Source organism: Aeromonas sp. s11, assembly GCF_040907945.1.
GTDB classification, from domain to species: Bacteria; Pseudomonadota; Gammaproteobacteria; order Enterobacterales; family Aeromonadaceae; genus Aeromonas; species Aeromonas veronii.
Map to the genome: position 1 here is coordinate 31,535 of NZ_JBFOCU010000019.1, position 25,834 is coordinate 57,368.

Consider the following 25,834-nt stretch of genomic DNA (forward strand, 5'->3'; position numbering starts at 1 on the left):
ACGCTGATAGCAAACAGGCCACCCGAGGGTGGCCTGTTTGGTTTTCTGCACAACTGACGCTTAGCGTTTAACCAGCTCAACCGCTTCGCGGGAGAGGCGGGTCACCTCTTCCCAGTTGCCGCTCTTGACCGCATCGGCCGGCAGCATCCAGGAGCCGCCGACGGTGGCGACGCACTTGAGCGCCAGATAGTCGGCCACGTTTTTCGGGCCGATACCGCCGGTGGGGCAGAACTTCACCTGGGGCAGCGGCGCGGCAATGGCGGAGAGCGCCTTGGTGCCGCCGTTCGCTTCGGCCGGGAAGAACTTCAGATGGTCATAACCCGCTTCCAGCGCCTGCATCACTTCAGACGGAGTTGCCACACCCGGGATCAGCGGTGCAGTGCTCTTGGCCGCGTGGGCCAGCAGTGCCGGGGTCATGCCCGGGGAGATGACGAAGCGGGCACCGGCAGCAACGGCTGCGTCAAACTGCTCGCAGTTGAGCACGGTACCGGCACCGACCATGGCATCCGGCATCGCCTTGGCAATGAGGGCGATGGCATCGAGCGCCACCGGGGTGCGCAGGGTGATTTCGAAGACAGAGATGCCGCCGTCGAGCAGCGCCTTGGCCATCGGCAGGGCCTGATCCAGCTCGTTGATAACCATCACGGGTACCAGCGGGGAGGCGGCAAACACCTCGGCCGGGGTCACTTTCCAGTTCTGCATAGCTCTTCCTTAGTCAAAGATGGTGGCGCCACACTCGGCGCTCGATACCGCGCGACGCATCACGCTGAACAGTTCACGACCCCACCCCTCTTGTTCCAGAGTGAGGTCAATCTCGGCCTGGGTACGGCCACTCAAATCGGTCAGGCAGTCGAGGCTGCCGTTTACCGCATCAACCCGCAGCAGATCGCCGTCGGCCAGCAGGCCAATGGCCCCGCCGTGCAGCGCTTCCGGGGTGACGTGGATGGCGGCCGGGATCTTGCCGGAGGCACCGGAGAGACGGCCATCGGTGACCAGCGCCACCTTGTAACCCGCCTTCTGCAGGTTGCCGAGCACCGGCATCAGCTTGTGCAGCTCCGGCATACCGTTGGCGGCCGGGCCATTGTGGCGCACCACGATCACGGCATCCTGATTGAGATCACCCGCCTTGTAGGCCGCTTCCACCGCATGCTGGGAGGAGAAGACCCGCGCCGGTGCTTCAATCACCCGATACTCGGGAGCCACGGCGGAGACCTTGACCACGGCGCGGCCCAGATTGCCCGCCAGCAGCTTGGTGCCGCCAGTGGCCTGGAATACGCTGCCGGAAGGCGACAACACGCTCGCATCGCCGCTCTCGCCCACCGGCTGCCATACCAGCTGACCATCGACCAGTGCCGGACGGCTGAGGTAATCCTGCATCTCGCCAAAGACCGGAGTGGCGTCCATGTGGATCAGCCCCTCTTGCGCCAGACGGCGCATCAGGCCGGGCACGCCGCCTGCCTGTTCGAAGGCGTTCACATCGGCCGGGCCGTTCGGGTACATGCGAACCAGCAGCGGCACCACGTCGGAGAGATCGCTGATGTCATCCCAGGTCAGTACCAAACCGGCCGCGCGGGCCAGCGCCACCATGTGGATGCTGTGGTTGGTACTGCCGCCGGAGGCGAGCAGGGCCACCAGACCGTTGACCAGCGAGCGCTCGTCCAGCACCTCGCTCAACGGGCGATAGGCCGGGGAACCCGGGATCATGGCACTGATGCGGCGGGCCGCTTCGGCGGTCAGGGCGCGGCGCAGCTCGCTATGCGGGTGCACAAAGGCGGAGCCCGGCAGCATCAGGCCCATGGCCTCGAATACCAGCTGGTTGGTGTTGGCGGTGCCGTAGAAGGTGCAGGTGCCTGCCGCGTGGTAGGCGCCGCACTCCATCTCCAGCAGGGCATCACGGCCCACTTCACCGGCGGCGTACTTCTGACGCACCTTCACCTTCTCGTCGTTGCTGATGCCGCTCGCCATGGGGCCCGCCGGTACGAATGCAGTCGGCAGGTGAGCGTGGGAGAGGGCCCCCATGATCTGACCCGGAGCAATCTTGTCGCAGATGCCGAGCAGCAGGGTGGCGTCGAAGGTGTTGTGAGAGAGCGACAGCGCGGTCGCCTGGGCGATCAGGTCGCGGGAGAAGAGGGACATGTCCATCCCCGGCTGACCCTGGGTCACGCCGTCGCACATGGCGGGCACGCCGCCGGCGACCTGGGCACTGTGGCCCAGCTCGGCCAGTACCGCCTTGATCTGATCCGGATAGCCCTGATAGGGCTGATGGGCGCTCAGCATATCGTTGTAGGCGGTGACGATGCCGACGTTGGCGCGGGTCATATCGAGGATACGACCCTTCTCGTCACTGCTGCAGGCGGCCACGGCGTGGGCCAGGTTGCCGCAGGCCAGCGCGGCACGGGTCTTGCCCTGCTCTGCCTGACGCTGGATACGGGCCAGAAATGCCTGACGACGGGCGACACTGCGCTCGCGGATGCGGGCGGTGACGTCGGAAATTACCTGATGAATCATTGGGCTTGCTCCAATGCTGTGACGGCGCGGTCAACCACCTGTTCGAAGGTGCCGTCTATATCAATGTGGAATACACCGGCTTCGCCATCCGGGCGCTCCAGAGTATCGAACTGACTTTGTACCATGCTTTCACGCATGAAATGGCCCTTGCGGGCACGCATCCGCTCGAGGATCAGCGGCTGGCTGCCATCGAGGAAGATGAAGCTGACCGACTCGTTGCCTTCGCGGATCTGGTCGCGGTACTTCTTTTTGAGGGCGGAACAGACAATGATGCCGGTCTCGTTCTTCTGCTCGAGACTGTAGGCGGCGTCGCGGATCCGCTCCAGCCAGGGGGCACGATCCTCATCGTTGAGGGGGTTGCCGCCAGCCATCTTCTGGATGTTGGCCTTGGGGTGCAGGTCATCACCATCGATGAACTTGGCGCCCAGCGCTTCGGCCACTTTCAGACCCACGCTGGATTTGCCGCTACCACACACACCCATCACGATAATACACTTACCCGCCATAATTTGACCTCTGTCCCACTTTTCAAAAAACCAGCTGTTGATGGGTTCTAATCTAACACGTTACCGGTAACATGTTACCGGTAACGATTGAAAATGTGAAGTCTGCCACAGACTGAGCAAACCCATAGTCACCTGGGCATATGATGTTGAGCCCTTGCCATAAATCTAAATAAATCATAAAGATATGGTTTGCCGACGGATCGGCAAGGTGTCACGACTGAACTTGGAAAAAGGAACGCATAACAATGTCTGACCTCTCCCTGATCATGACAGCCGCCGGCTCGATTGTGCTGCTGCTCTTCCTGGTGATGAAGGCCCGGCTCCACGCCGTGGTAGCCCTGATCCTGGTCTCCATGGTGGCGGGTCTCGCCGCTGGCATGAACCCGGCCGACATCGCCAACACCATCCAGAAAGGGATGGGCGGCACCCTCGGCTTCGTCGCTGTGGTGGTGGCGCTAGGCGCCATGTTCGGCAAGGTGATGGAAGTGACCGGTGCCCTCGACCGGGTGGCTCACACCCTGCTCGGCAAGTTTGGCGTCAAGCGCGCCAACTGGGCCATGGCCCTGACCGGCTTTGTCTGCGCCCTGCCGCTCTTCTTTGACGTGGCCGTGGTGCTGCTGATCGGCGTCGCCTTCGCCATCGTCCGTCGTGGCGGCGGCAGCGTGGTGAAGATCGGTATCGCCCTGCTGGCCGGTATCGCCACCTGCCAGGCCTTCCTTATCCCGGCGCCGGGCCCGATCCTGGTGGCATCCCAACTGGGTGCCGACTTCGGCTACATGATCCTGTTCGGTCTGATCGCTGCCGTACCGGCGCTGATCCTGGCTGGCCCGCTGTTCGGTGACTTCATCAGCAAGATCGTCGATGTACCGCTGCCTGCCGATGCCCAGAACAGCGTTCACGATGACAGCAAATCCCTGCCCTCCTTCGGGCTGGCCATGGGCCTCATCGGTCTGCCGCTGCTGCTAATCGGCCTCAAGACCATCGTCGGTCGCTTCGTCGAGGCGGGATCTACCCTGCACAACTGGCTGGAGTTCATCGGTCACCCCTTCACCGCCATCATGGTCGCCTGTCTGGCCGCCTTCTATCTGCTGGGTATTCGCCGTGGCATGTCCCGCGACGAGGTGATGAGCGTCTGCAACAGCGCCATCCAGCCCGCCGGTGTCATCATCCTGGTGACCGGTGCCGGTGGCGTCTTCAAGCAGGTGCTGGTTGATTCCGGCGTAGGCGCCGCGCTGGGCAACATGCTGGCCGACTCCGGTCTGCCCATCGTCGCGCTGGCCTTCATTCTGGCCGCCGCGGTGCGGGTGATTCAGGGCTCTGCCACCGTCGCCATGCTGACCGCCTGCGGTCTGGTGCTGCCGATGCTGGAGCCGCTCGGCCTGAATGGCGCCCAGCTGGCGGCCGTCACCATCGCCATCGGCGGCGGTGCCATCGTGCTCTCCCACGTCAACGACTCCGGTTTCTGGCTGGCCAACCGCTACCTCGGCCTGACCGAGAAGCAGACCCTGCAGACCTGGACCGTGATGGAGACCATCATCGGCACCACCGGCGGCGTGATGGCGATGATCATCTACAGCTTCCTCTGACAAGGGCGAAATGCTGACAAAAAGGCCTCACTCGTGAGGCCTTTTTCATCTTTCTGATGATTCTTTCTTTGGCTGAGAGGGCGAGATTGCTAGAATCGCCTATTCATCGCTCCGAGTGGAACGCTTAACCCCGTGATTTCAGGTTTATCTATGCATTCATCGGCCCATTATCGACAACTGCTGGCGCGCCTGCCCCAGATCGCCGTCGCAGCGGATCAGTTTGAAGTGCTCTACAGCGCCCAGGATTTCAAACGCCGCATTCTTGCGCTTATCGCCAGTGCCACCCGGCGCATCTATCTGGTCGCTCTCTATCTGCAGGATGACGAAGCAGGCCGGGAGATCCTCTCCGCCCTCTACGCCGCCAAGCAGCGCAATCCGGCCCTCGACATCAAGCTGTTCGTCGACTTCCACCGTGCCCAGCGCGGCCTGATCGGCAAAGGCAAGCAGGGCGGCAACCACCTGATGTATCAGGCCATGGCTGCCGAACACGAGCACCAGATCGAAATCTACGGCGTGCCGGTCAAAGGGCGCGAGCTGCTCGGCGTGCTCCACCTCAAGGGCTTCATCTTCGATGATGTGGTGCTCTACTCCGGTGCCAGCCTCAACGACATCTACCTGCACCAGCAGGATCGCTACCGCTTCGATCGCTATCACCAGATCACCAGCCCGGAGCTGGCCCGCAGCATGGTCAACTATGTGGATGACCTGTTCGTGAAGAGCGACGCGGTGCAGCGACTGGATCACAGCGATATCCCCAGCGCCAAACAGCTGAAGGGGCCGATCCGCCGCTTCAAGCAGAACCTGCGCCAGAGCCAGTACCGCTTCAGCACCATGCCGGTCAACACCCAGGAGGTGGCCGTCACCCCCATGGTGGGTCTGGGCAAGCGCAACAACCAGCTCAACCTGATGATCCGCAATCTGGTACGTGCCACCGAGCGGGAGATCTTCATCTGCACCCCTTACTTCAACCCGCCCAAGGAGTTGAGCAAGGATATCGAGGATCTGCTGCAGCGCGGTTGCAAAGTCACCATCGTAGTGGGCGACAAGACCGCCAACGACTTCTTCATTCCGCCGGAAGAGAAGTTCTCCACTATCGGTGGCCTGCCCTATCTCTACGAGACCAACCTGCGCAAGTTTGCCGAGCGCAACCAGCGTCACATCGATGACGGTCGCCTCAACCTGATGCTCTGGTGTTGCGAGCGCAACTCCTACCATCTCAAGGGGATCTTCGTGGATGACGAGTGGGCCCTGCTCACCGGCAACAACCTCAACCCCCGCGCCTGGGCGCTGGATCTGGAGAACGGCCTGCTGGTACACGATCGTCGCCACCTGCTGCGTCCCCAGTTCAATGCGGAGCGGGAGAACATCCTGACCAACACCAAGCGGATCAGCCACTTCGATCAGGTGGAACAGATCCAGGACTACCCGGAACAGGTGCGCAAGCTGCTGGGACGGATCCACCGGGTCAAGGCCCATTTGCTGCTTAAACGCATCATCTGACCTTGGGCGCCATGCGCCCGCACCTTGCCTGTTGGCAGCCGCACAAAGGCCTCCCGTTTTCGGCAGGCCTTTGTTATATCCGCCGTTTCCCCCGCCTTGACAGCCCTGCCAGCAGCAACTCGGCTTGCATCGGCCCCTCAACAACCCCTATCATCTGGACATATTTACAGTGTTTTCGGGCATCTAATTGATGAAATTGGATAAAATTCCTCTCGATAGCCTCAAGGGTGTCGGCAGCAAGATGCTGGAGAAGCTCGAGCGGCTGGGGCTGGCCACGGTACAGGATCTGCTGTTCCACCTTCCCTTGCGCTACGAGGACCGCACCCAGGTGTGGCCCATCAGCGATCTGCCGCCCGGCCTGCACGGCGCTGTCGAGGGCGAAATCCAGGACACTCAGCTGGTGATGGGGCGCCGCCGCATGATGGTCTGTCGCATCAGCGATGGCACCGGCACCCTCACCCTGCGCTTCTTCAACTTCACCGCCGCCCAGAAAAACAGTCTGGCGGCGGGCCGTCTGATCCGCTGTTTTGGCGAGGTGCGCCCCGGCAAATACGGGCTGGAGATGGCTCACCCCGAGTACAAGCTGCTCGGCGAGGAGCAGGCAGGCCAGACCGAAGAGGCGCTCACCCCCGTCTACCCGACCACCGAAGGGCTGCGCCAGCTCACCCTGCGCAACCTCACCGATCAGGCGCTGGCCCAGCTCGACCTCTACGGCGTCGAGGAGTTGCTGCCCGCTGGCCTCTATCCCCATCAGATTGAACTGGCCGCCGCCCTGAAGCTGCTGCATCGCCCGCCCCCCTCGGTAGCGCTGCCGCTGCTGGAAAGCGGCCAGCATCCGGCCCAGCAGCGGCTGGTACTGGAGGAGCTGCTGGCTCACAACCTCTCGGTACTCAAGGTGCGTGCTCAGGCGCAAACCCAGCTGGCCCGCGCCCTCAAACCTGCGCCTGCGCTGGTTGAACAGCTGCTCGGCGCCCTGCCGTTCAAGCCCACCGGCGCCCAGAGCCGGGTAGTAGCGGAGATAAGTAAGGATCTGCAACAAAGCCACCCCATGATGCGGCTGGTGCAGGGTGACGTAGGTTCCGGCAAGACCCTGGTCGCGGCGCTGGCCGCCCTGCAGGCTATCGGCAATGGCTGTCAGGTGGGCTTGATGGCGCCGACCGAGCTGCTGGCGGAACAACACGCCATCAACTTCGCCAAGTGGCTGGAGCCGCTCGGCATCGGAGTCGGCTGGCTGGCGGGCAAACAGAAAGGCAAGGCGCGGGAAGAGTCGCTGGCCGCCATCGCCGATGGCAGCGTCAAGATGGTGGTGGGCACCCACGCCATCTTTCAGGAGCAGGTAGTGTTCCAGCGCCTCGCCTTGGTCATCATCGATGAACAGCACAGATTCGGGGTGCATCAGCGCCTAGCCCTGCGCGAGAAAGGGGAGCGGGAAGGGGTGCATCCCCATCAACTCATCATGACCGCCACCCCGATCCCCCGCACCCTGGCGATGACCGCCTATGCCGACCTCGATACCTCGGTCATCGACGAACTGCCGCCGGGCCGAACCCCCATCACCACAGTCGCGCTGCCCGACAGCCGTCGCGGCGATGTAATCGAGCGGGTCAAACTCGCCTGCACCGAGGGCAAGCAGGCCTACTGGGTCTGCACCCTGATCGAGGAGTCGGAGGTGCTGGAGTGCCAGGCTGCCGAGGATACCGCTGCCGAGCTGCAGAACCTGTTGCCCGGTCTGCATATCGGGCTGGTGCACGGCCGGATGCGGCCGGTGGAGAAACAGCGGGTGATGGAGGAGTTCAAGGCAGGCATACTGCAACTGCTGGTCGCCACCACCGTCATCGAGGTGGGGGTGGATGTGCCCAACGCCAGCCTGATGATTATCGAGAACCCGGAACGGCTCGGGCTGGCGCAGTTGCACCAGCTGCGCGGCCGGGTTGGCCGGGGTGCGGTGGCCTCTCACTGCGTGCTGCTCTATCATGCCCCCTTGTCCAAAACGGCCCAGAGCCGGCTCGGGGTGCTGCGGGAGACCAACGACGGCTTCCTGATCGCCCAGCGCGATCTGGAACTGCGCGGCCCGGGGGAACTGCTCGGCACTCGCCAGACCGGTCTGGCCGACCTCAAGATCGCCGATCTGGTGCGGGATCAGCCGCTTATTCCGCAGGTGCAAAAGATGGCACGCTTCCTTATGGATAGGCATCCTAGTCATGTCGACCCCTTGATTCGCCGTTGGCTCGGCTTACGGGATCACTATTCCAATGCCTGATCGAGGTAGATGCAGAAGATGGGCACATCTCCTTATGGATAGGCATCCGAGTCATGTCGAACCCTTGATTCGCCGTTGGCTCGGTCTGCGAGACCACTACTCAAACGCCTGACAACCAATCCCAAAACAGGAGGAAAGCACTTATGAATTCCTGGCTACGCGGCCTGCTCTACACCTTCGCCTTCCTGCTGCTATTTGTCTGGGTTGCCCTCGGCCTGTTCGACGCCGAGCGCGCCAAAGGCCCCATCGCCAGCTGGATCAGCCAGCAGACCGGCGTGCCGGTCACCATAGGGCGGCTGGTATTCAACCCGCTTCACCCCTACACCCTGCTGGCGGAGCAGGTGCACTACGGCGATGCGGTCTCCCTCGACAAGATCTATCTGGAGATCGAGAGCATCGACTGGCTGAGCCGCGACGTGCGCATCGCCCATCTCGATCTGATTCGTCCCGCCATCAAGCTGCCGCTGCCCAACCAGCTGCCGAACCTGCCGGTGCACTCTCTCACCATCAGTGACAGCACCATAGACCGGCTCAGTCTGGAAAGCCCCGAGCTGACCCTGCGCGGTCTCAACGCCACCCTGAGCGACTGGGAGCTGATCGACCCGAAACGACAGCCACAGGCCAACCTGAGCCTCAATATCGGCCAGCTGGAGACTCCGCAGTTCACCTTCGCCCGTCTCAACCTGCAAGGACGGCTGGAAGGAGAAGTGCTGCGCACCGACAAGCTGGTGACCAACCTGTTCGACGGTCTGCTGGAGACCGGCATGGTGCTGGACTGGCCCGCTCGCACCCTGCAACTGCACGATCTCAAGGCGCGCGGCATGCGGGTGGAGCTGGGGGATCTGACACAGCAAGGCTTCCCGCAGCGCTTCCCGTTGCAAAGGGTGTCGCTGGATCGCGGTCAGCTGGACGGTGTCAGCCTCAACGACATCAATCAGGAGCTCTCCTTCAACAACTTCAGCGGCCAGCTCACCGCCTTCAACTGGCAGGCGGGCAGCCAGCCCACCGGCTATCTGAGCGGCACCCTGGGCGACATGGGCCGTGGCCTGTTCCAGCTGGAGGAGATCAAGGGCAAGCTCGCCTTCTCGCCCCAGCAGATCGACGGCGAACTGCAGGGCAAGGCCTATGAAGGGGAGTTCAATGTCGAGCTCTCCCTCGATAGCCAGCAGCAGAAGCTGACCCTGAAAGACGTGGCGCTGAGCGGCATGGATATCAGCCTGCCGCAGGGTTGGTGGCAGGATTGGCAGAGCTGGCGCCCGCAGCAGGTGGATATCCGCAAGCTGGCGTTCGACAAGCTCAAGGTGCTCTCCTTCGACGATACCCTGCCCCTGTCGCTGACCGGCTGGCAGCTCTATCTGAGCGATCTCGCCCTGCGCGATAACCAGCCCGGCCCGCTGCTCGGCCGCGCCCGCATCGAGAGCAAGTGGTTCGAGCTGGTGTGGGATGGCCTCAGTGCCCGTAACGGCGAGCTGGATGGGGAGCTGACCCCCAGCTCGTGGCAGTTGGGCAAACTCACCAGCTCGCTGCCGGATGAGGGCACCCTCAGCCTGAGTGGCCAGTGGGGCCGCGAGCCGGGCCAGAGCAGCCGCCTGCAGTTGCAGGCAACCAAGCTGGATCTGCAGCAGTGGGGCAAGATATTCCACTCTCCGGTCTCCTTCGCCGGCAAGGCGGATGTGAGTGCCGACCTGCAAGCCGAACAGGGCAAAACGGCGGGCGAGTGGCGCCAGACCCTGCAGGGCAGCTTTGCCCTCGATGCCGACGAGCCGTTCTGGGACAAGGTGAAGATAGATCCGCTGCTGGATGAGTGGTTCAAGGGGGCGACCCCGCCCACCCTGACGCCGGATCAGCTGTGGCAGGCGATGCAGGAGGGTGACACCCCCTTCTACCGCATCAAGCTGCAGGGCAAGATCGACAAGGGGCAACTACAAGTCGAGCAGGCGGGCGCCTCCACCATCACCCATCTGCTGGCGCTGCAAGGGGGGATCGATCTGGTCAACGAGCAGTGGCAGCTCGATCTGGGGATCCTCAATGGCAACCGCTGCGCCGAGCTGCTCGGCCAGTGGCGCGGGCCGCTGACGGAACCCACACTGGCCTGGAGCTTCCCGCAGAAGCAGGACGCCTGCGGCTGGGAAGTGGGAGTACGCTATCCGCCGCAAGGCAACAGCGCCCCGCTCTGGCGACCGGCTCCCGCAACGAAAGCCCAAAACCAGGCCCAAGTGCAGACCCAAACCGGGCAGACAAGCGACAGCCAGCAAGGGTAAAAACAGACAAGGCCTCATGATGAGGCCTTGTTGTTTGATGGGGAAACGACGCGGTTACTGGCCCGGACGGCGGGGCGGCTGCACCACGTAGTGACCGCAGAACTCCGCCGCCAGCTTGCTGCCGCTGAACAGCTGGATCTTGAGGCTGAAGGTGGCAGGCTCCCCCCGTTTGAGCGGCTGCAGCACGGCGGGCATCCCCTCGCGGGCCACCCGCGCCTCGGGCTCTTCATCGACCGGGCCATGATATTTGATGGTGCTCTCGGCCAGCACCGGCTCGCCCACCAGCCCCTCCTCTTTAAGCTGCAGCCAGATCAGCCCCCAGCCCGCCAGCACGCACTGGCTGTAGACACTGCCAGCGAACATGCTGCCATGCACGTTGAAGTTGGCCGCCAGATTGGCCTTGAGATGGAAGGTCTGGCCGTCGTAGTGGCTGATGTGCATCCCCATCTTCTCGCTGATGGGTACCCCGCGCGACCAGCGGGTGGTGAGATCCTGACACCACTCCGGCCGGTACTGGATAGTCTGCAACGGGCTCAGGGATTTGATCATCTGGCGATGGGGAATCCGGCCAAAGGAGACGGGGCCGCCCCCCACTTCGAGAAAGCCGCACTTGCGATAGAACTCCACCGCTTCCTGACGGGCGTTCATCACCAGCCGTTTCACCTTCTCGCTGCGGGCCAGCTCTTCGAGGTCCTCCACCATTTTGGCGCCCAGCCCCTGACCGCGATATTCGGGACGCAGCGCCATAAAGCGGATCTGCGCCTCGTCGCCGCCGATAAAGAGGCGGCCCACAGCGATGGGGGTGCCATCGGGTGCCAGCATCAGCCGGTGAATGGCGACCGTGTCGTATTCGTCCCGCTCGGAACCGACGGGCAGATTGAAGGGCTTACGCAGAAGCTCCCAGCGCAACTGGTAGTAGGCATCCAGCTCGGCGACTGTCTGAGGGGTGACTACCCGGTACATAGTTTCATCCTTGAGTTACACTGGTCGGAAACCATCTTGCCGTGCAAACTCATGGACTTCAATCTGCAAGCGTACCAAGCCGATCACTTGTTGCACCTCAGCGTCAAACCCCAGCGCCGCCTCACGGTACAGGAAAATGACCAGCACCGCTGGCTGGAGATAGACGGCGTGGTGCAATCCGCCATGTCGCTCGCCGACCCCGCGACCCTCTGTCTGCCCCATCAGCGGGTCATCGCCTGCCTGCTGCCGGAGCGGGCTGAGCAGATCCTCGAACTCGGGCTGGGTGGCGGCGATCTCACTCGCCATCTCTGCCAACGCTGGCCCGATGCCCGCCACGAGTGCGTCGACCTCGACGAAGAGGTGCTGACCGTTTATCAGCAGTTTTTCCAGCATCAGGAGAGCGATGAACGCGCCGCTCCGGCACTCCATCAGGCCGATGCCCTCGCCTTTCTCGAGCAGAGCGAACAGCAGTACGATCTCATCCTGCTCGATCTCTTCAGTCAGGATGGCAACCCGCTGCTGCTGTTTCAGGAGCGACTCTACCGGGCGCTGGCTCCCCGCCTCTGCGGCACGCTGGTGATCAACCTGCTGCCACGCACCGCGCTTGAGCTAACCCACGCCCTGACGCTGATCGAACAGTGGATTGGCCCGGCAACCCCCTATCCGGTAGCGGGGCTCATCAACGTGATCGTCCACGTCACACCGCGGGACGAAACATCCTCAGACCTGTAGCCAGAAGGTCGTCGGCCCCTCGTTGACCAGCGCCACCTTCATGTCGGCGGCAAAACGGCCGGTTTCGGTCGGGATGCCGCTGGCTGAAGCCTTGGCCACGAAGTAGTCATAGAGCCGCTCGGCCTCGCTCGGGTGAGCACCGCAGGAGAAGCTGGGACGCATCCCTCGCTTGGTATCCGCCGCCAGCGTGAATTGGGAGACAACCAGCAGACTGCCGCCGATCTGGCTGACATTCAGGTTCATCTTGCCCTCCTGATCCGGAAAGATGCGATAACCACTGACCCGATGCAGCAACTTGTCGGCCTTGGCCTCGTCATCCCCCTGCTCTACCCCGAGCAGTACCAGCAGCCCCTGACCGATGGCGCCGGTCACCTCCCCCTCGACAGTCACGCTGGCCTCGCTGACCCGCTGAATCAATGCAATCACATCCCTCTCCTTTGAAAACAGAACGACCGCCCCCTCGCAGGGGCGGTCGTCGATGCTACCAATAAACCGGTGGCCAAGGCGATGTCTTAGCCAAGCTCCTCACTCGCCGGTTTCTCGTATTCGCCGAGGCAAGCCGTAGTCTCAGCCCCCAGCAGCACCACCAGCCAACTCAAATAGACCCAGACAAACAGGATCGGGATGGTGGCCAGCGCGCCATAGATGGCCTGATAGGAGGGGAAGTTGGTGATGTAGATGGCAAAACCGCGCTTGGCCAATTCGAACAGGGTCGCCGCTACCAGCGCGCCGATAAAGGCGTGGATCAGCCGTACTTTGCAGTTCGGCACCACGGTATAGACCAGCAGGAAGGTGAGCACCGAGAAGAGGAACGGCAAACCGCGCAACAGCAGATAACCGATACCGAACAGGCTCTCGGCGCCAAACAGCCGCAACGAGAAGATGTAGGAGGAGATGGCGATACTGGCCCCGATAAGCACGGGCCCCAGGGTCAGGATCATCCAGTACATGGCAAACGCCTGCGCCAGCGGGCGGCCCTGGGTCGAACGCCAGATGTAGTTGAGGTTCTTGTCGATGGCGGAGATCAGCATCAACGCCACCACCACCAGCGCCCCGATCCCCACTGCCGTGGTGTTGGTGGCATTGGCGACGAAGCCGTCGATGTACTCCTTGAGCATGTCTCCCGCAGTCGGCACAAAGTTGTGGTAGACGAACTGCTCCATCGCCTGCTTGAGGCTCTGGAACACCGGGAAGGCGGACATCATGCCAAAGACCACGGCGATCATCGGCACCAGTGAAAGCAGGGTGACATAGGCCAGATAACCGGCGGTAACCGTCAATCTGTCCTGCTGGAAACGGCCCCAGACAAACTGGGCGAAGTGGCGACCATCATGGCGCAAGAAGGAGAGGGCGTGGGCCAAACGGCCGCTGACAGGCTGCTGCATCTTGATTCTCGTTAGCGTCATAGTGGCAATATTGTGTCAGAGGAGAGCGCTGTTTGACCACCTTTGAACCCGATTTGCCTCCATCTGCCCCAACCTGTCGCCCGGATGGCGTCTCTGGCTGTCGTCAGAAGCAGAAATCAAAACGGCCCCGCTATGGGGCCGTTTGCAACGCCGGATTACAGCATGTAGTCCGCGGGCAGCTCGATGCGGGCGACGCCGGAGGCCACCGCCGCCAGCGCCACGGCGCGGGCTACGCGCGGCAGCAGACGGGCATCCATCGGCTTGGGAATGACGTAATCCTTGCCGAAGGCGAGCTCGCTCACCCCGGCGGCGGTCAGCACCTCGGCTGGCACCGGCTCCTTGGCCAGCGCGCGGATCGCCTCGACCGCGGCAATCTTCATGGCATCGTTGATGCGGCTGGCGCGGGCGTCGAGGGCACCGCGGAAGATGAAGGGGAAGCAGAGCACGTTGTTGATCTGGTTCGGGTAGTCGGAGCGACCGGTACCCATGATGAGGTCGCTGCGTACGGCGTGGGCCAGCGCAGGCTTGATCTCCGGGTCCGGGTTGGAGCAGGCGAAGATCACCGGATTGGGCGCCATCAGGGCGACCGCTTCGGCGGGCAACACGTCGGGGCCTGAAACACCGACAAACACATCCGCCCCTTCGATGACATCCATCAGGGTGCGCAGCGGGGTCTCGTTGGCGAAACGCTGCTTGTACTTGTTGAGATCGCTGCGGCCGGTGTGAATCACCCCCTGACGATCCAGCATGAAGATGTTGTGCGCCCTGGCGCCGCACTTAATCAGCAGATCCATACAGGCGGTGGCGGCAGCCCCCGCCCCCATGCAGACGATGCGGCTGTCGCTGATGAGCTTGCCCTGGATCTCCAGCGCATTGAGCAGCCCGGCGGCGGTGACGATAGCGGTACCGTGCTGGTCATCATGGAACACCGGAATATCGCAGCGCGCGATCAGCGCCTCTTCAATCTCGAAACACTCCGGCGCCTTGATATCTTCCAGATTGATGCCACCGAAGGTATCGGCAATGGCCGCCACCGTGTCGATAAACTGCTGGCTGGTCTCGTGCTTCACCTCGATGTCGATGGCGTCGATACCGGCGAAGCGCTTGAACAGCAGGGCCTTGCCTTCCATCACCGGCTTGGAGGCGAGCGGCCCCAAATTGCCCAGCCCCAGAATGGCGGTGCCATTGGAGATGACGGCCACAAGGTTGCCCTTGCCGGTATAGCGGTAGGCATCGGCCGGGTTGGCAGCGATCTCGCGCACCGGCTCGGCAACACCCGGGCTGTAGGCCAGCGCCAGATCGCGGGCGGTTTCGGCAGGCTTGGTTAGGGCGATGGCAATTTTGCCCGGTACGGGCTGGGCGTGGTAATCGAGTGCTTCTTGACGCAGATCGGACATGGGGGACCCCGATGTGGTTGGTGCAAATGAGGTGCCGACAGGGGGCACACAGAAGGGCGGGGATCATAAAAGAAAGCGTTGAGCATGCCCAGCAGATCATGCTACTGCCAGCCAGATCAGACCAGTTATTTCAGCACCTTACCCCACTCACACCTACCACTTTAGTTATAGATCCTGCTGCGTGGGGTAAAAATGGCGCAAAAAGGGCGGCAAGTTGGCTTTGCCGCCCTTTCTGTCAGTGCTGTAGACCTGACTCAGTTGCCCAGATAGACCGGCAACAGATTTGCCATCGACAGGAAGTGGAACAGCGCGGTCGCCAATCCGAACAGGATCAGCAGCCAAGCCATCAGCTTGCCGCCTGGGGTGACGAAATGGGGGGTGACTTCGCCCCGCTCGGCCCGCGCCCGGGTGCGCAGCACCAGCAGTGCCGGGATAATGCAGGTCCAGATGGTGGCGGCGGCACCGGCATAGCCGATGGCCAGCAGGAAGCCAAACGGGAAGAGCAGGGAGAGCAGCAGCGGCGGCAGGAAGGTGACCGCCCAGGTCTTGCAGCGACCGGCGCGGCTGTTGTCGAACTTGAACAGATCAGCCAGATAGTCGAACACCCCGAGCCCCACCCCGATAAAGGAGGAGAGAATGGCCGCCATGGAGAAGCCGTTGATGGCGCTGGCCACCTTCTCCGATTCAATGACCCCGGAGAGGGCGGAGAGCAGCACGCTCACATCACCCCCCTTGGCAATCACGGGGGCAAAATCCTGACGGGGCAGGTTGCCGAAGATCCCCAGCAGCCAGAGCACGTAGAGCGCCAGCGCGATCAGGGTTCCCCCCAGAATGGCCCATCTGGCCTGCTGCTCGTTCTGGTAGTAGGCACGCAGGGAGGCCACCGAGTGGTGATAGCCGAACGAGGTGAGCGCTACCGGCAGCATCGCCATGGCATAGGGGGCGTAGCGGCTCTCGCTGCCCGCCAGATCGAGCAGGGTCGGCAGCTTGATACTGCCGAGCAGACCGGCCACACCGAGGGCGAAACTGAGGATCATAAAGGCGATCAGTACCACCGAAATACGGTCAACGGCGCGAGTCGAGTGCCACACCACCGCAGAGAAGAGCGCCACGAACAGCACGGATGCAAGCTTGCTGTCGATCCCCAGTATCCCCTGCAGGATGGCACCGGAGGAGGTGATATAGGCGTAAAGCAGAATGCCGCCAACAAAGTAGACCGAGAGGTTGTTGAGGAGATTGAGCTTCTCCCCCAGCAGCTCGCGAGTCACGGTATTGAAGGAGACCCGCATATCGTGGTGCTGGAAGGATTCCAGCAGCATCCAGCCGGAGAGGGTCATCATCACCATGGTGACGGTCAGCGCCAGCACCGACCAGAGGGTCCAGGCCCCCGCCCCCGAACTCGGCAGACCGAGCATACCGGCTCCCACGCAGACGCTGGCAATGATGCAGGCGCCCCCCAAAATTGACGGTTTTTTCTTCATAATCCCTTCTTTTTCTGACTGATTATCTATCCGCGGTAAACAAGACCGCGGCATGATGCCAGCCTTTGCCATGAGACGCCTACCACTATCTGCCATAACCGGGCATGGCCGCCGCATAAAAAGTGCCCCGAACGGGGCACTCTATCAGCGGGGATGGTGTGAAGAGGGGTTAATCCATCACCGGGATACCTGCCCTCGCCTCAGCCTGACGGGCGATGGCCTCGGTCATCCCCTGAAAGATAAAGAGGTGGAACGGCAGCATGGCGAGCCAGTAGGCCAACCCCCAGGCGCCCTGCGGGTGCCAGTGAGCGGTGACCCGGATGCGGGTCAACCCGGACTCCTCCGGCAGGATGTTGAACTCCAACCGCCCGACGCCCGGGGCCTTCATGTTGAACAAGAGATCGAGCCTGCGCCCCTCATCCACCCCGAGGATCTGCCAGGAGTCGAGCATGTCACCCTTCACGAAGCGATCTGGATTGGTGCGGCCACGGGTGCGGGCCGGGCCGCCGATCAGATGATCCATCCATTCGCGCACCACCCACAGCTCGTTCATGTAGAAGTAGCGCTGCTCACCCCCCAACTGCTGCAACACCTGCCACACCACCTCGGGAGAGGCGAGACAGATGGCCTCGCCGCTGGCGGTACGGTCATAGAAACCATATTCGGGATGGCGCCAGCGCAGGCCGAGCGGCGTCTCCTGCCCCTGCTGTTCGGCACCCAGCTTCTGCTCCAGCGCCAGACTCTCCGCCAGCGCCTCGTCGAAGCTGAGCAGAGTCTGTGGCAGCAGGGCCCGCAGCGGGCCATCATCGGCCGGAATATCGTGCTTGAGACCCCCCACCAGCGCCTTGGCCACCGGCTGCGGTACCGAAGTGACGAACTGCAGCCACCAGGCAGAGAGGCGCGGGCTCAGAAACGGGATGGGAATGATGGGGCAGCGCTTGCCGATATGGGCGGCGAACTTCTGCAACTGCTGCTGATAGCTGAGCAGCTCGGGGCCGACCGCATTGAAAATGCAGCCATCCACCTCGTCGGCTTCCACCAGCCCACCCAGATAGTGCAGCAGGTTGGACAGCGCAATCGGCGGCGTGCGCGAGCGCACCCATTTGGGCGTCACCATCATCGGCAGGTTGAACACCAGATCCCGCATCACCTCGAACGCCGCCGAACCGGGCCCGATGATGATGCCGGCGCGCAGCTCCACCGTCGGTACGCCGGATTCGCGAAACAGCTCGCCACAGTGGCGGCGGGAGTTGAGATGGCGGCTGTTGCACTGCTCGGGCTGGATCGCCCCGAGATAGATGATACGGCGCACCCCGGCAGCACGGGCGGCGGCAGCGAAGTTCTTTACCCCCTGCTGCTCCAACCGGTGAAAATCGGCCCCCGCCCCCATGGCATGTACCAGATAGAAGACGGTATCGATGCCCGCCAGCGCAGGCAGCAGTGTGATCGGCTTGAGGCTGTCGGCGAGGCGAAACTCCACCCCCTCAGGCAAGCGGCAGGGACGGCGCGCCCCGGCAATTACCCTGTAGCCCAGGGTTTGCAGGTGGGGCACCAGATAGGAACCGATATAGCCCGCCGCACCCATCACCAGACAGTTACGCATGCGTGCAACCCTCAACATCATTGATGCAAGGGGCGCCAGACAGGAATCCACCATAGCCCGCCACGTCCATCACCAGACAATTTCTCATGTAATTCTCCCTATCCTCACCGATGCCGCTTGTCAGCCAGCGTGCGCCGCGTTACCTGAAAATGTTCAACCACAGCGCCACCATCCAATCTCTTGCCATCCTGCCACGCCGCCACCTTGCAACCTAGTACTAACCACCTCCCTGATTAGTCCGATTTGGTGTTAAGCCCTGCTCATCAATTGGTCGATAACTGACCAGATGTATAGCGCCGAGGGCGATCATATGCGCATCGATCACTACGACCTCCAGGGGGAGGTGCAATACCGGCAACAACAGGCCCAGAGCCGCAAGGTGCGCAACCTCGGGCCAGTGCCACCCGCCGTCAATCCACCGGAGGACAACAACACGGCAGCGGCCGGCGAACGCAGCAGCACCCAGACCCTCACCAGCGCCCTGACGCTGCAAACCGCGAGGCAATCGGCCGCCAGCCAGCAGCACCTCCCGCCCCGCCCGCAGCGGACGTCGGCAAAGAGCAGGATGGTATTCCCGACGACGGGCTGGATAACCGCCAGCGACTGATCAAGCTGATGATTGATGCTATGCTGGGCCACGAAATCGAGCTGCCCAAGCCGATCAAGCCCACCGAAGAGGGGGGCGAAGGGGTGAACCAAGGAGAAGCCGCAGCTCAGGCCGCCGAGCCGGATCAACTGGTGGAGGTGACAGACACCCTGCTGCAACAGGAGCAGCTCAACGTGGTGGCATCGGCCAGCGTAGCGACTCGGGATGGTCAGACTATTCAGCTCGATCTCGGCTTTGTGCTCGACTGGCGCCAGCTGGAGGTGAGCCAGCGGCGCACTACCCTCAATGCCCTCAAGGATCCGCTGGTGCTGAGTCTGGATGGCAAGATTGCCGATCTGACCGAGGCACGGGTCACTTTCGATATTGATCAGGATGGCAAAGAGGATAGCCTGCCGGGCTTGAGTGAAGGCAGCGGCTTTGTGGCGCTGGATCGCAATGGCAACGACACCATAGACGATGGGGGCGAGCTGTTTGGTGCTCGCTCCGGCAATGGCTTCGGCGAGTTGGCCACCCTGGATGAGGATGGCAACGGGGTGCTGGATGAGGGGGATAGCCAGTTTTCAGCCCTGCAGTTCTGGCATCCGGAGCACGCACCTATCGCGCTGGTCGAACTGGGGATCGGCGCCATCCTGCTACGCCCCCTCGACACCCCCTTCAACCATCTGGGGGAGAGCGGCACTCAGGGGGTGCTGCGCCAATCCGGCCTCTATCTCACCGAACAGGGTAAAGGAGGCTGGGTGCAGCAGATCGATCTGCGGGTCTGAGCCCGGCACCCGCATGGCAAACCTGGTCGCTGACGAGGCCCGTCAGCGACCAGAACCTGACTCAGTTCAGCTCGGTGGGGTCAATATCGAGGCTCCAGCGTACCCGCTTGGTCTCGGGCCATCCCTCCAGCTCCTTCACCGCCCAATCGAGCAGTTGGGCCAGTGGCGCCCGGTTCGGCCCCTGCACCAGCAACTGCATGCGGAACTTGCCCGCCTTGCGCTCCATGAAGCCGCTGATGGGCCCCAGCACCTGAACGTGGGGATAGCGGGCGCTGCGCAGGGTATCGGCGAGGCGGGCGAGGAACAGCTGCACCTCGTCACGACCGTTGGCCTCGGCGCGGAACAGCCCCTGATAGCTGAACGGCGGTAGCCCCAACAGGCGGCGCTCTTTCAACGCCGTATCGGCGAAGTGGCCGTAACCATTCTGGGTCAGATCCTGCAGCAGGGCGTGCTCCGGATGATGGCTCTGCAGCACTACCAACCCGGGTTTGCTGGCGCGACCGGCACGGCCCGCCACCTGGGTGTAGAGCTGGGCCAGTTTCTCGGCGGCGCGAAAATCGGCGCTGAACAGGGCACCATCCACATCCAGCAGGCCCACTAGCGTCACATCCGGGAAGTGGTGGCCCTTGGCCAGCATCTGGGTGCCGATCAGGATCTTGTACTTACCCGCCTTGATGTCGCCGAGGTGAGTCTCCAGCTCCCCCTTGCGGCGGGTGTTGTCCCGATCGATGCGCACTACCGGATATTGCGGGAACACCGTGGTGAGCAGCTGTTCCAGCTGTTCGGTGCCCACTCCCGATCCGATCAGCTCGTTGCTGCCACATTCGGGGCAGTGGTGGGGCAAGGGGCGCACGCTGTCGCAATGATGGCAGTGCAGCCGTCGTCCGGCCTGATGCCAGGTGTACCAGGCATCGCAACGCTCACAGGCGGCGCTCCAGCCGCACTGGTGGCAAATCAGAGCCGGGGCATAGCCACGGCGGTTGAGAAACAGCATCACCTGATTGCCCGCCGCCAGATGCTCTGCCATCAGCTGCTCCAGCTGGGGCGAGAGCCCGGCCTGCAACCGCACGTTCTTGATATCCAGGATCACCTGACGGGCGGTCTGGGCGTTACCGGCACGGCGAGTCAGGGTGAGATGGTGATACTTACCGGTGCGGGCGTTGTGCAGCGTCTCCAGCGACGGGGTAGCAGAGCCAAGCAGGATGGGGATACCGGCACGATGAGCCCGCATCACCGCCAGATCCCGCGCGTGGTAGCGAAAACCGTCCTGCTGCTTGAAAGAGCCGTCGTGCTCTTCGTCGATGATGATGATGCCGAGGTTGTGAAACGGGGTGAACACCGCGGAGCGGGTGCCGATCAGGATGGCGGCGCCGCCGTCGCGGCAGGCGAGCCAGGCATCGAGCCGCTCCCTGTCGTTCATGGCGGAGTTCATCGCCACCACCGGCACATTGAAGCGGCGGCGGAATCGATTGATGGTCTGCGGGGTGAGACCGATCTCCGGCACCATCACCAGCGCCTGCTTGCCCGCCTTGAGCAACGGCTCGAGGATGCTTAAATACACCTCGGTTTTGCCGGAACCTGTGATGCCATCGAGCAGGAAGGCGCCGAACTTGTCGCTCTGGCTGGTAACGGCAGAGACGGCCAACGCCTGCTCGCCATTGAGGCGCAGCCCCTCCCCCGGCTCAAAGCGGGCAGCCCAATCGCCATCGTGGCTCGGCTCCAGCGAACGCTTCTCCAGCAGCCCCTTCTTCTCCAGCGCGGTGAGAGCTGCGCTCTGGATCTCCTCCTGCTTGAGAGCGGAAGGTGTCTGCGGCCCCTTGCGCAGCAAGGCGAGCGCTTGCTGCTGCTTGGCCGCCCGCTTGAGCTCGTTAAGGTCGATGGCCATGCCGGCCTCGGTAGCAAACCAGAACTCCAGCTCCCGATAGGCGGCTGGCTCCCCCTTGCGCACCAGCACTGGCAGGGCGTGAGGCAACACCTCACCCAGCGGATGCTGGTAGTAGCTGGCGCTCCAGTTCATCAGCGCCAAAATATCCGGCCCCAGCACCGGCGTCGCATCGAGTACTCGCTTGATGGGCTTGAGCTTGTTGCGGGGCACCTGGCTGTCGACCGGATGTTCCACCACCAGCCCGACCAGGGTCTGGGGGCCGAAAGGGATCTCGACCCGGCAACCGGGGGCAGGTAACGGCAGGGGAGAGAGATAGTCGAAGTGACGGCGTAACGGTACCGGGACAGCGACACGAACCAGATCCAGCGTTTGGGAAGAATTCACCAGGGGTTGCCTATTTTTTCTGCGAAGCCACTTGCCTGATCTCAGGCATTTCCTATATTATTCGCAGCCTTTGAAACTGTGTTCAACAATCGTGTGGTGTCCGACAAGAGATCGGATGGCGACACGGCCTATTAATTGAGGTTGTCCATGAAAGCTGGTATCCATCCTGACTACGTAGCCATCACCGCCAAGTGCTCTTGCGGTAACGTCATCAACACTTTCTCTACCATCGGTAAAGATCTGAACCTGGACGTGTGCTCCGAGTGCCACCCGTTCTACACCGGCAAGCAGAAAGAAGTTTCTAGCGGCGGCCGCGTAGACAAGTTCAACAAGCGTTTCGGTGCGATGACCACCAAGAAGTAATTTTACTTCTGAAGAATTCTGAAAAAGGCGCCCAATGGGCGCCTTTTTTACGATCCCTGTTTTTCATCCTTCATGTTCCCGCAGCCAGACGCACTCTCCCCTACTGGCCAAACCCTTTGGAACGACGCAAATAGACATACCCCTCACCCGGGCTGCCCCAACGCGGACTCCCTGCGTTGTCATAGGCGCGATCCAGCAATCTGACGCTGTCGGGGCCAATCCAGATATGCTGCACCAGCGTCGTGGCACCACCAAAATCGGTGGAGCAGTGGCCCACCCGGGTGTGGCCGGCATATTCGCCGGAGGGAGTGCGTGTCAGCCAGATCTCGCATCCGTGGCGCAAGGAGAGCTGCTGCGGGGTCAGGCTGTCGAGCAGGGCGGGATCATGCCAGGCACCGGCAAAATCGGTGGCACGGGGCATGGTCAGTTCGGCCATCAGGATCCGCCCGTCAGGGGCGGGTGAGAAGCGATAAATACGCTGGCGAAAGGGGCGGATGGAGCGCATGCTCAGATACTGCTCGGCATAGACCCAGCGATAGCCCTGATAGCCGGGCCAGATCTCCATCAAGCGCAGCTCGGCACTGGTAAAGCGGCTGTCGTAACTGGCCTGCTCCCGGCTCGTAAAGGCCCCGTTGAACCAGCTGAGTAGCGGCTCCATACCGGGCTTGAGTGGGGTAGCCTGAGGCGCCGATCCTGCCAACACCAGACAGGAACAGAGCAGCCCGAATACGGCCACCAGCAACTTTGCCATCGAATCCTTCCGAATCATCATAGTGGCGGCGATTATATGAGCGAATTTCCCCAATAACAGCCATTACGATCAAATCATTGCCACTCTGGTGCAAAAACCTCATAAGGATGCCAGTCCGCTCACTAAACCCGATATTTTGCCACCGCCTTGTTGAGCAGCTGGGCCTGCTCGTTGAGGCCCTCGCTGGATCTCGCATTTTCCTCTGCCATGATGCTCGACTCCTGGGCGATGTCGCGGATGTTGTTGACGTTGCGGTTCACCTCGTTGGCCACCAGACTCTGCTGTTCGATAGCCGCAGCAATCTGGGTGCTCATGTCCATGATGTTGGTAACATCCTGAGTGATCTGCCCCAGCAACTCCCCTGCGGTACTGGCCTGATCCGAGCTGCGGTTGCCCTGCTCGCGGCAGGTCGCCATCACCTCGACGATGCTGCCGGTCTGTTTCTGCAGCGAGCTGATGATGCCGGCGATCTCCTGGGTCGATTTTTGGGTACGGATGGCCAGATTGCGCACCTCATCGGCCACCACCGCAAAACCACGTCCCTGATCCCCTGCCCGAGCTGCTTCGATGGCTGCGTTGAGGGCCAGCAGGTTGGTCTGCTCGGCAATGCCGCGGATCACGTCAAGCACGGAGCCGATGGTCTCGCTCTCTTTTTGCAGCTGGCTTACCTCGCGGGATGAACTCTCCAGATTGCCTGCCAGCGAGCGGATCTGCTCGACAGTATTCTCGACCGCAGTCCGCCCCTCCATCGCCTTGTTGTTGGTCGCCTGCGCATTGTTGGCCGCCTGCTCGGTGTTGCGGGCGATCTCTTCGATGGTGGAGCCCATCTCGGTGGACGCGGTCGCCACCATGTCGGTCTCCTGCAGCTGGCGCGCCGCCCCTTCGCTGGTGCGTTTGACGTTGGCCGAGAGGTGATCCGCCGCTTCGGTCAGGGTGTGCACGCTCTGCTTCACATCGCCAATCAGGTTGCGAAACCCGCCCAGCATCACGTCGAGATTGCCTGCCAGCTGGGCCATTTCATCTGCCCCGCGCAGCTCTATCTTCAGGCGCAGGTCATTATCCTGGCGAATGCGGTTGACGGTATCATTCACCTGAGTAATGGGACGGTCGATGCTGCGCCCCAGCAACACGCTCATGATGCCGATCAGCACCACAATCACCCCGCCACAGACCAGCATCAGGCTGTTGAGGCGAGCGCTCTGCCGCTCCAGCTCAGCGACAATGTGCTGATCGACGGCGGCAAACCCCTGTTCGGTCTGATGCACCAGATCCCGCATCTGGTTGCGCAGCCCCTCATCCTCTTTCAGCCCCAGTACCTGCATCCCCTGCACCAGCGCCACAAAGTCCTGCCGGTACTGCTTGCTGGCCTGCTCCAACCTGCCGCGATCCCCCTCCGGCAAAGTGGCAAGGCTATCCTGAAAACTCTTGTGCAAGGTCTCGAAACGCTCCAGATACTGGATATCGGAACGCAGCATGAAGTCTTTCTCCGCCCGCCTCAGCTGCAACATGGTGATGAGTAGCCCCTGCTGATCCAGCTGCTTGAGCCCATTCTCCACCTCATGCACCGCCGCCCGCAGCTTGCCATAGAGCCCCTCCTCCGGCCCCAGACCAATCTTCTGCTGCTGGGCCACCAGATCGTTGAAGGCCTTGCCATAGCCGCTGATCTGCTGATCCAGTCTGGTCAGCTCCCCCTCGACGGCCGCCAGATTGTCATCGGTCACCAGCTCCCGGTTATGCTGGTGAAAGTCTGAGAGCCCCTGATTGAAGCGCTCGACGAAGGTCATATCCTTGCGGATCAGAAAATCCTTCTCGGCCCGCCGCAGGTTGAGCATGGCGATCTCCAGCTGGTCGATATTGCGCTGGGCTTCGGTCAGGTGACGGTGCACCTGGCTGGAGTAGATAAACAGGCCGCTCAGTACCAGCATGGCAACGGCAACCAGCACGGTATTCAGGATCAACTTATGACGGATAAGCACGATAGACCTCTCGCAAACTGGCAGTGAACTGCATTGAGCTTATGCAGAAAAGCGGCGACAGGTGATCTGTGCAAGGAATATTCATTGAAATGCCACACCCACTCCTTATACTGGTTGCACCTGTTTCCAGCCGTGGATTTGACACTATGGAATACAATACTTCTGAACTGTGCGACATCTATCAGGACATGGTGGATGTGCTTGAACCCATGCTCTGCTCCTTCGGCGGCCGCGCCTCTTTCGGCGGCGTCATCACCACCGTCAAATGCTTCGAATCGAATGGCCTGATCCGTGAACTCGTCAAAGAGAACGGACTGGGACGCGTCTTGCTGATCGATGGCGGTGGCTCCATGCGCCGCGCTCTGATCGACAGCGACATCGCCACAACAGCAGCAGAGAACGATTGGGAAGGGATTGTCTGCTACGGCTGCGTCCGCGAAGTCGATATTCTGGAAGATCTGGATATCGGCATTCAGGCACTGGCAGCCATTCCGGTCGGTGCCGACAGCAAGGATGTGGGGGAGACCGATCTGCCGGTCAACTTCGGTGGCGTGACCTTCCTGCCTGACGACCACCTCTACGCCGATACCACAGGGGTGATCCTCTCCCCCGAGGCACTCGATATCGAGTAAGCCACAGACAGCGTGACGACGGGAGCCTTGGCTCCCGTTTTTTATGCCTGCAACTTGCTGAAAAATGACAAAAAAAGAGGGCCAGATAAACTGGCCCTTAACTGGAAGCAATGTGAGCAATGTCGTGCCTTCACAAGAAGTCCATCACGTTGGAACGAATGAAGTCTTTCCCGGAAAACAAGTTAACAATAATCATTCTCATTTAACTAGGCAAGCGCTATTTGCAGAAAGTGCAAAAAAATTGACCACCGCGAAGGGTGGTCAATCTG

Annotated in this window: 19 protein-coding genes and 1 pseudogene; 8 read left to right on the plus strand and 12 right to left on the minus strand. The window is 61.9% G+C overall.

Annotated features, from left to right (window positions below; all coding sequences use genetic code 11):
• Positions 1–60 precede the first annotated feature (60 nt).
• The 3 genes from AB5Y84_RS03985 to AB5Y84_RS03995 are packed head-to-tail and all read right to left on the minus strand — an operon-like array spanning position 61 to position 3,014.
• Positions 61–702, minus strand: coding sequence for a bifunctional 4-hydroxy-2-oxoglutarate aldolase/2-dehydro-3-deoxy-phosphogluconate aldolase (locus tag AB5Y84_RS03985; RefSeq protein ID WP_005342660.1), 642 nt, complete (start codon positions 700–702; stop codon positions 61–63).
• A 9-nt stretch (positions 703–711) separates the two neighbouring features.
• Positions 712–2,508 (minus strand): phosphogluconate dehydratase, encoded by a 1,797-nt coding sequence (edd, locus tag AB5Y84_RS03990; protein ID WP_021230776.1) that lies wholly within the window; start codon positions 2,506–2,508, stop codon positions 712–714.
• Complete coding sequence (locus AB5Y84_RS03995; protein WP_005340649.1) at positions 2,505–3,014, minus strand: gluconokinase; 510 nt, start codon at positions 3,012–3,014, stop codon at positions 2,505–2,507. The genes edd and AB5Y84_RS03995 overlap by 4 nt, the downstream gene beginning before the upstream one ends.
• Positions 3,015–3,259: 245 nt before the next feature.
• Here AB5Y84_RS03995 and gntU point away from each other — a divergent pair, with 245 nt between their 5' ends.
• The 4 genes from gntU to AB5Y84_RS04015 all read left to right on the plus strand — a co-directional run bounded on the left by gntU (position 3,260) and on the right by AB5Y84_RS04015 (position 10,621).
• Positions 3,260–4,600: a gluconate transporter gene (gene gntU, locus AB5Y84_RS04000; protein WP_005355418.1), complete on the plus strand. Its 1,341-nt coding sequence runs from the start codon at positions 3,260–3,262 to the stop codon at positions 4,598–4,600.
• Between the two features lie 150 nt (positions 4,601–4,750).
• Complete coding sequence (gene pssA / locus AB5Y84_RS04005; RefSeq protein WP_005342654.1) at positions 4,751–6,100, plus strand: CDP-diacylglycerol--serine O-phosphatidyltransferase; 1,350 nt, start codon at positions 4,751–4,753, stop codon at positions 6,098–6,100.
• Positions 6,101–6,290: 190 nt separating this feature from the next.
• The gene (gene recG / locus AB5Y84_RS04010) at positions 6,291–8,360 is read left to right on the plus strand and encodes an ATP-dependent DNA helicase RecG (RefSeq protein WP_368176421.1); all 2,070 of its coding nucleotides are present in this window, start codon (positions 6,291–6,293) and stop codon (positions 8,358–8,360) included.
• A 143-nt stretch (positions 8,361–8,503) separates the two neighbouring features.
• On the plus strand, positions 8,504–10,621 hold the full coding sequence (locus tag AB5Y84_RS04015) for an AsmA family protein (RefSeq protein WP_368176422.1): 2,118 nt from the start codon (positions 8,504–8,506) through the stop codon (positions 10,619–10,621).
• 54 nt (positions 10,622–10,675) lie between these two features.
• Here the strand turns inward: AB5Y84_RS04015 and AB5Y84_RS04020 are convergent, their stop codons facing one another.
• A complete protein-coding gene (locus tag AB5Y84_RS04020) occupies positions 10,676–11,584 on the minus strand; it encodes a bifunctional GNAT family N-acetyltransferase/hotdog fold thioesterase (RefSeq protein ID WP_042081677.1) in 909 nt (302 codons plus the stop codon).
• A 51-nt stretch (positions 11,585–11,635) separates the two neighbouring features.
• Between AB5Y84_RS04020 and AB5Y84_RS04025 the strand changes: the two genes are divergently transcribed.
• Complete coding sequence (locus tag AB5Y84_RS04025; protein WP_005340660.1) at positions 11,636–12,316, plus strand: spermidine synthase; 681 nt, start codon at positions 11,636–11,638, stop codon at positions 12,314–12,316.
• On the opposite strand, the gene dtd is transcribed toward AB5Y84_RS04025, so the two are convergent.
• From dtd to AB5Y84_RS04050, 5 genes are all read right to left on the minus strand, one after another.
• Positions 12,305–12,742 carry a D-aminoacyl-tRNA deacylase gene (gene dtd, locus AB5Y84_RS04030; RefSeq protein WP_005340662.1) on the minus strand — a complete coding sequence of 146 codons (438 nt, stop codon included), beginning with the start codon at positions 12,740–12,742 and terminating at the stop codon, positions 12,305–12,307. The two genes, AB5Y84_RS04025 and dtd, sit on opposite strands and share 12 nt — an antisense overlap.
• Before the next feature lie 86 nt (positions 12,743–12,828).
• Positions 12,829–13,701, minus strand: a complete 873-nt coding sequence (locus AB5Y84_RS04035; protein WP_005340664.1) for a virulence factor BrkB family protein — start codon at positions 13,699–13,701, stop codon at positions 12,829–12,831.
• 176 nt (positions 13,702–13,877) lie between these two features.
• Positions 13,878–15,119 (minus strand): malic enzyme-like NAD(P)-binding protein, encoded by a 1,242-nt coding sequence (locus AB5Y84_RS04040; RefSeq protein ID WP_139399975.1) that lies wholly within the window; start codon positions 15,117–15,119, stop codon positions 13,878–13,880.
• Positions 15,120–15,373: 254 nt separating this feature from the next.
• Positions 15,374–16,600 (minus strand): aromatic amino acid transporter, encoded by a 1,227-nt coding sequence (locus AB5Y84_RS04045; RefSeq protein WP_100652317.1) that lies wholly within the window; start codon positions 16,598–16,600, stop codon positions 15,374–15,376.
• A 169-nt stretch (positions 16,601–16,769) separates the two neighbouring features.
• On the minus strand, positions 16,770–18,203 hold the full coding sequence (locus tag AB5Y84_RS04050) for a DUF2867 domain-containing protein (RefSeq protein ID WP_368176423.1): 1,434 nt from the start codon (positions 18,201–18,203) through the stop codon (positions 16,770–16,772).
• 310 nt (positions 18,204–18,513) lie between these two features.
• Between AB5Y84_RS04050 and AB5Y84_RS04055 the strand changes: the two are divergent.
• Positions 18,514–19,574: pseudogene (locus tag AB5Y84_RS04055) on the plus strand (hypothetical protein).
• A gap of 61 nt (positions 19,575–19,635) precedes the next feature.
• On the opposite strand, the gene priA reads toward AB5Y84_RS04055, so the two are convergent.
• Complete coding sequence (gene priA / locus AB5Y84_RS04060; protein WP_368176424.1) at positions 19,636–21,843, minus strand: primosomal protein N'; 2,208 nt, start codon at positions 21,841–21,843, stop codon at positions 19,636–19,638.
• A 147-nt stretch (positions 21,844–21,990) separates the two neighbouring features.
• Here priA and rpmE point away from each other — a divergent pair, with 147 nt between their 5' ends.
• Positions 21,991–22,206 (plus strand): 50S ribosomal protein L31, encoded by a 216-nt coding sequence (rpmE, locus tag AB5Y84_RS04065; RefSeq protein ID WP_005340673.1) that lies wholly within the window; start codon positions 21,991–21,993, stop codon positions 22,204–22,206.
• Between the two features lie 100 nt (positions 22,207–22,306).
• On the opposite strand, the gene AB5Y84_RS04070 is transcribed toward rpmE, so the two are convergent.
• On the minus strand, positions 22,307–22,957 hold the full coding sequence (locus tag AB5Y84_RS04070; protein ID WP_069527634.1) for a chromophore lyase CpcT/CpeT: 651 nt from the start codon (positions 22,955–22,957) through the stop codon (positions 22,307–22,309).
• A 122-nt stretch (positions 22,958–23,079) separates the two neighbouring features.
• Positions 23,080–24,933, minus strand: a complete 1,854-nt coding sequence (locus tag AB5Y84_RS04075) for a methyl-accepting chemotaxis protein (protein ID WP_103250823.1) — start codon at positions 24,931–24,933, stop codon at positions 23,080–23,082.
• Between the two features lie 146 nt (positions 24,934–25,079).
• Here AB5Y84_RS04075 and rraA point away from each other — a divergent pair, with 146 nt between their 5' ends.
• The gene (gene rraA / locus AB5Y84_RS04080; RefSeq protein WP_005340678.1) at positions 25,080–25,565 is read left to right on the plus strand and encodes a ribonuclease E activity regulator RraA; all 486 of its coding nucleotides are present in this window, start codon (positions 25,080–25,082) and stop codon (positions 25,563–25,565) included.
• Positions 25,566–25,834: the final 269 nt, after the last annotated feature.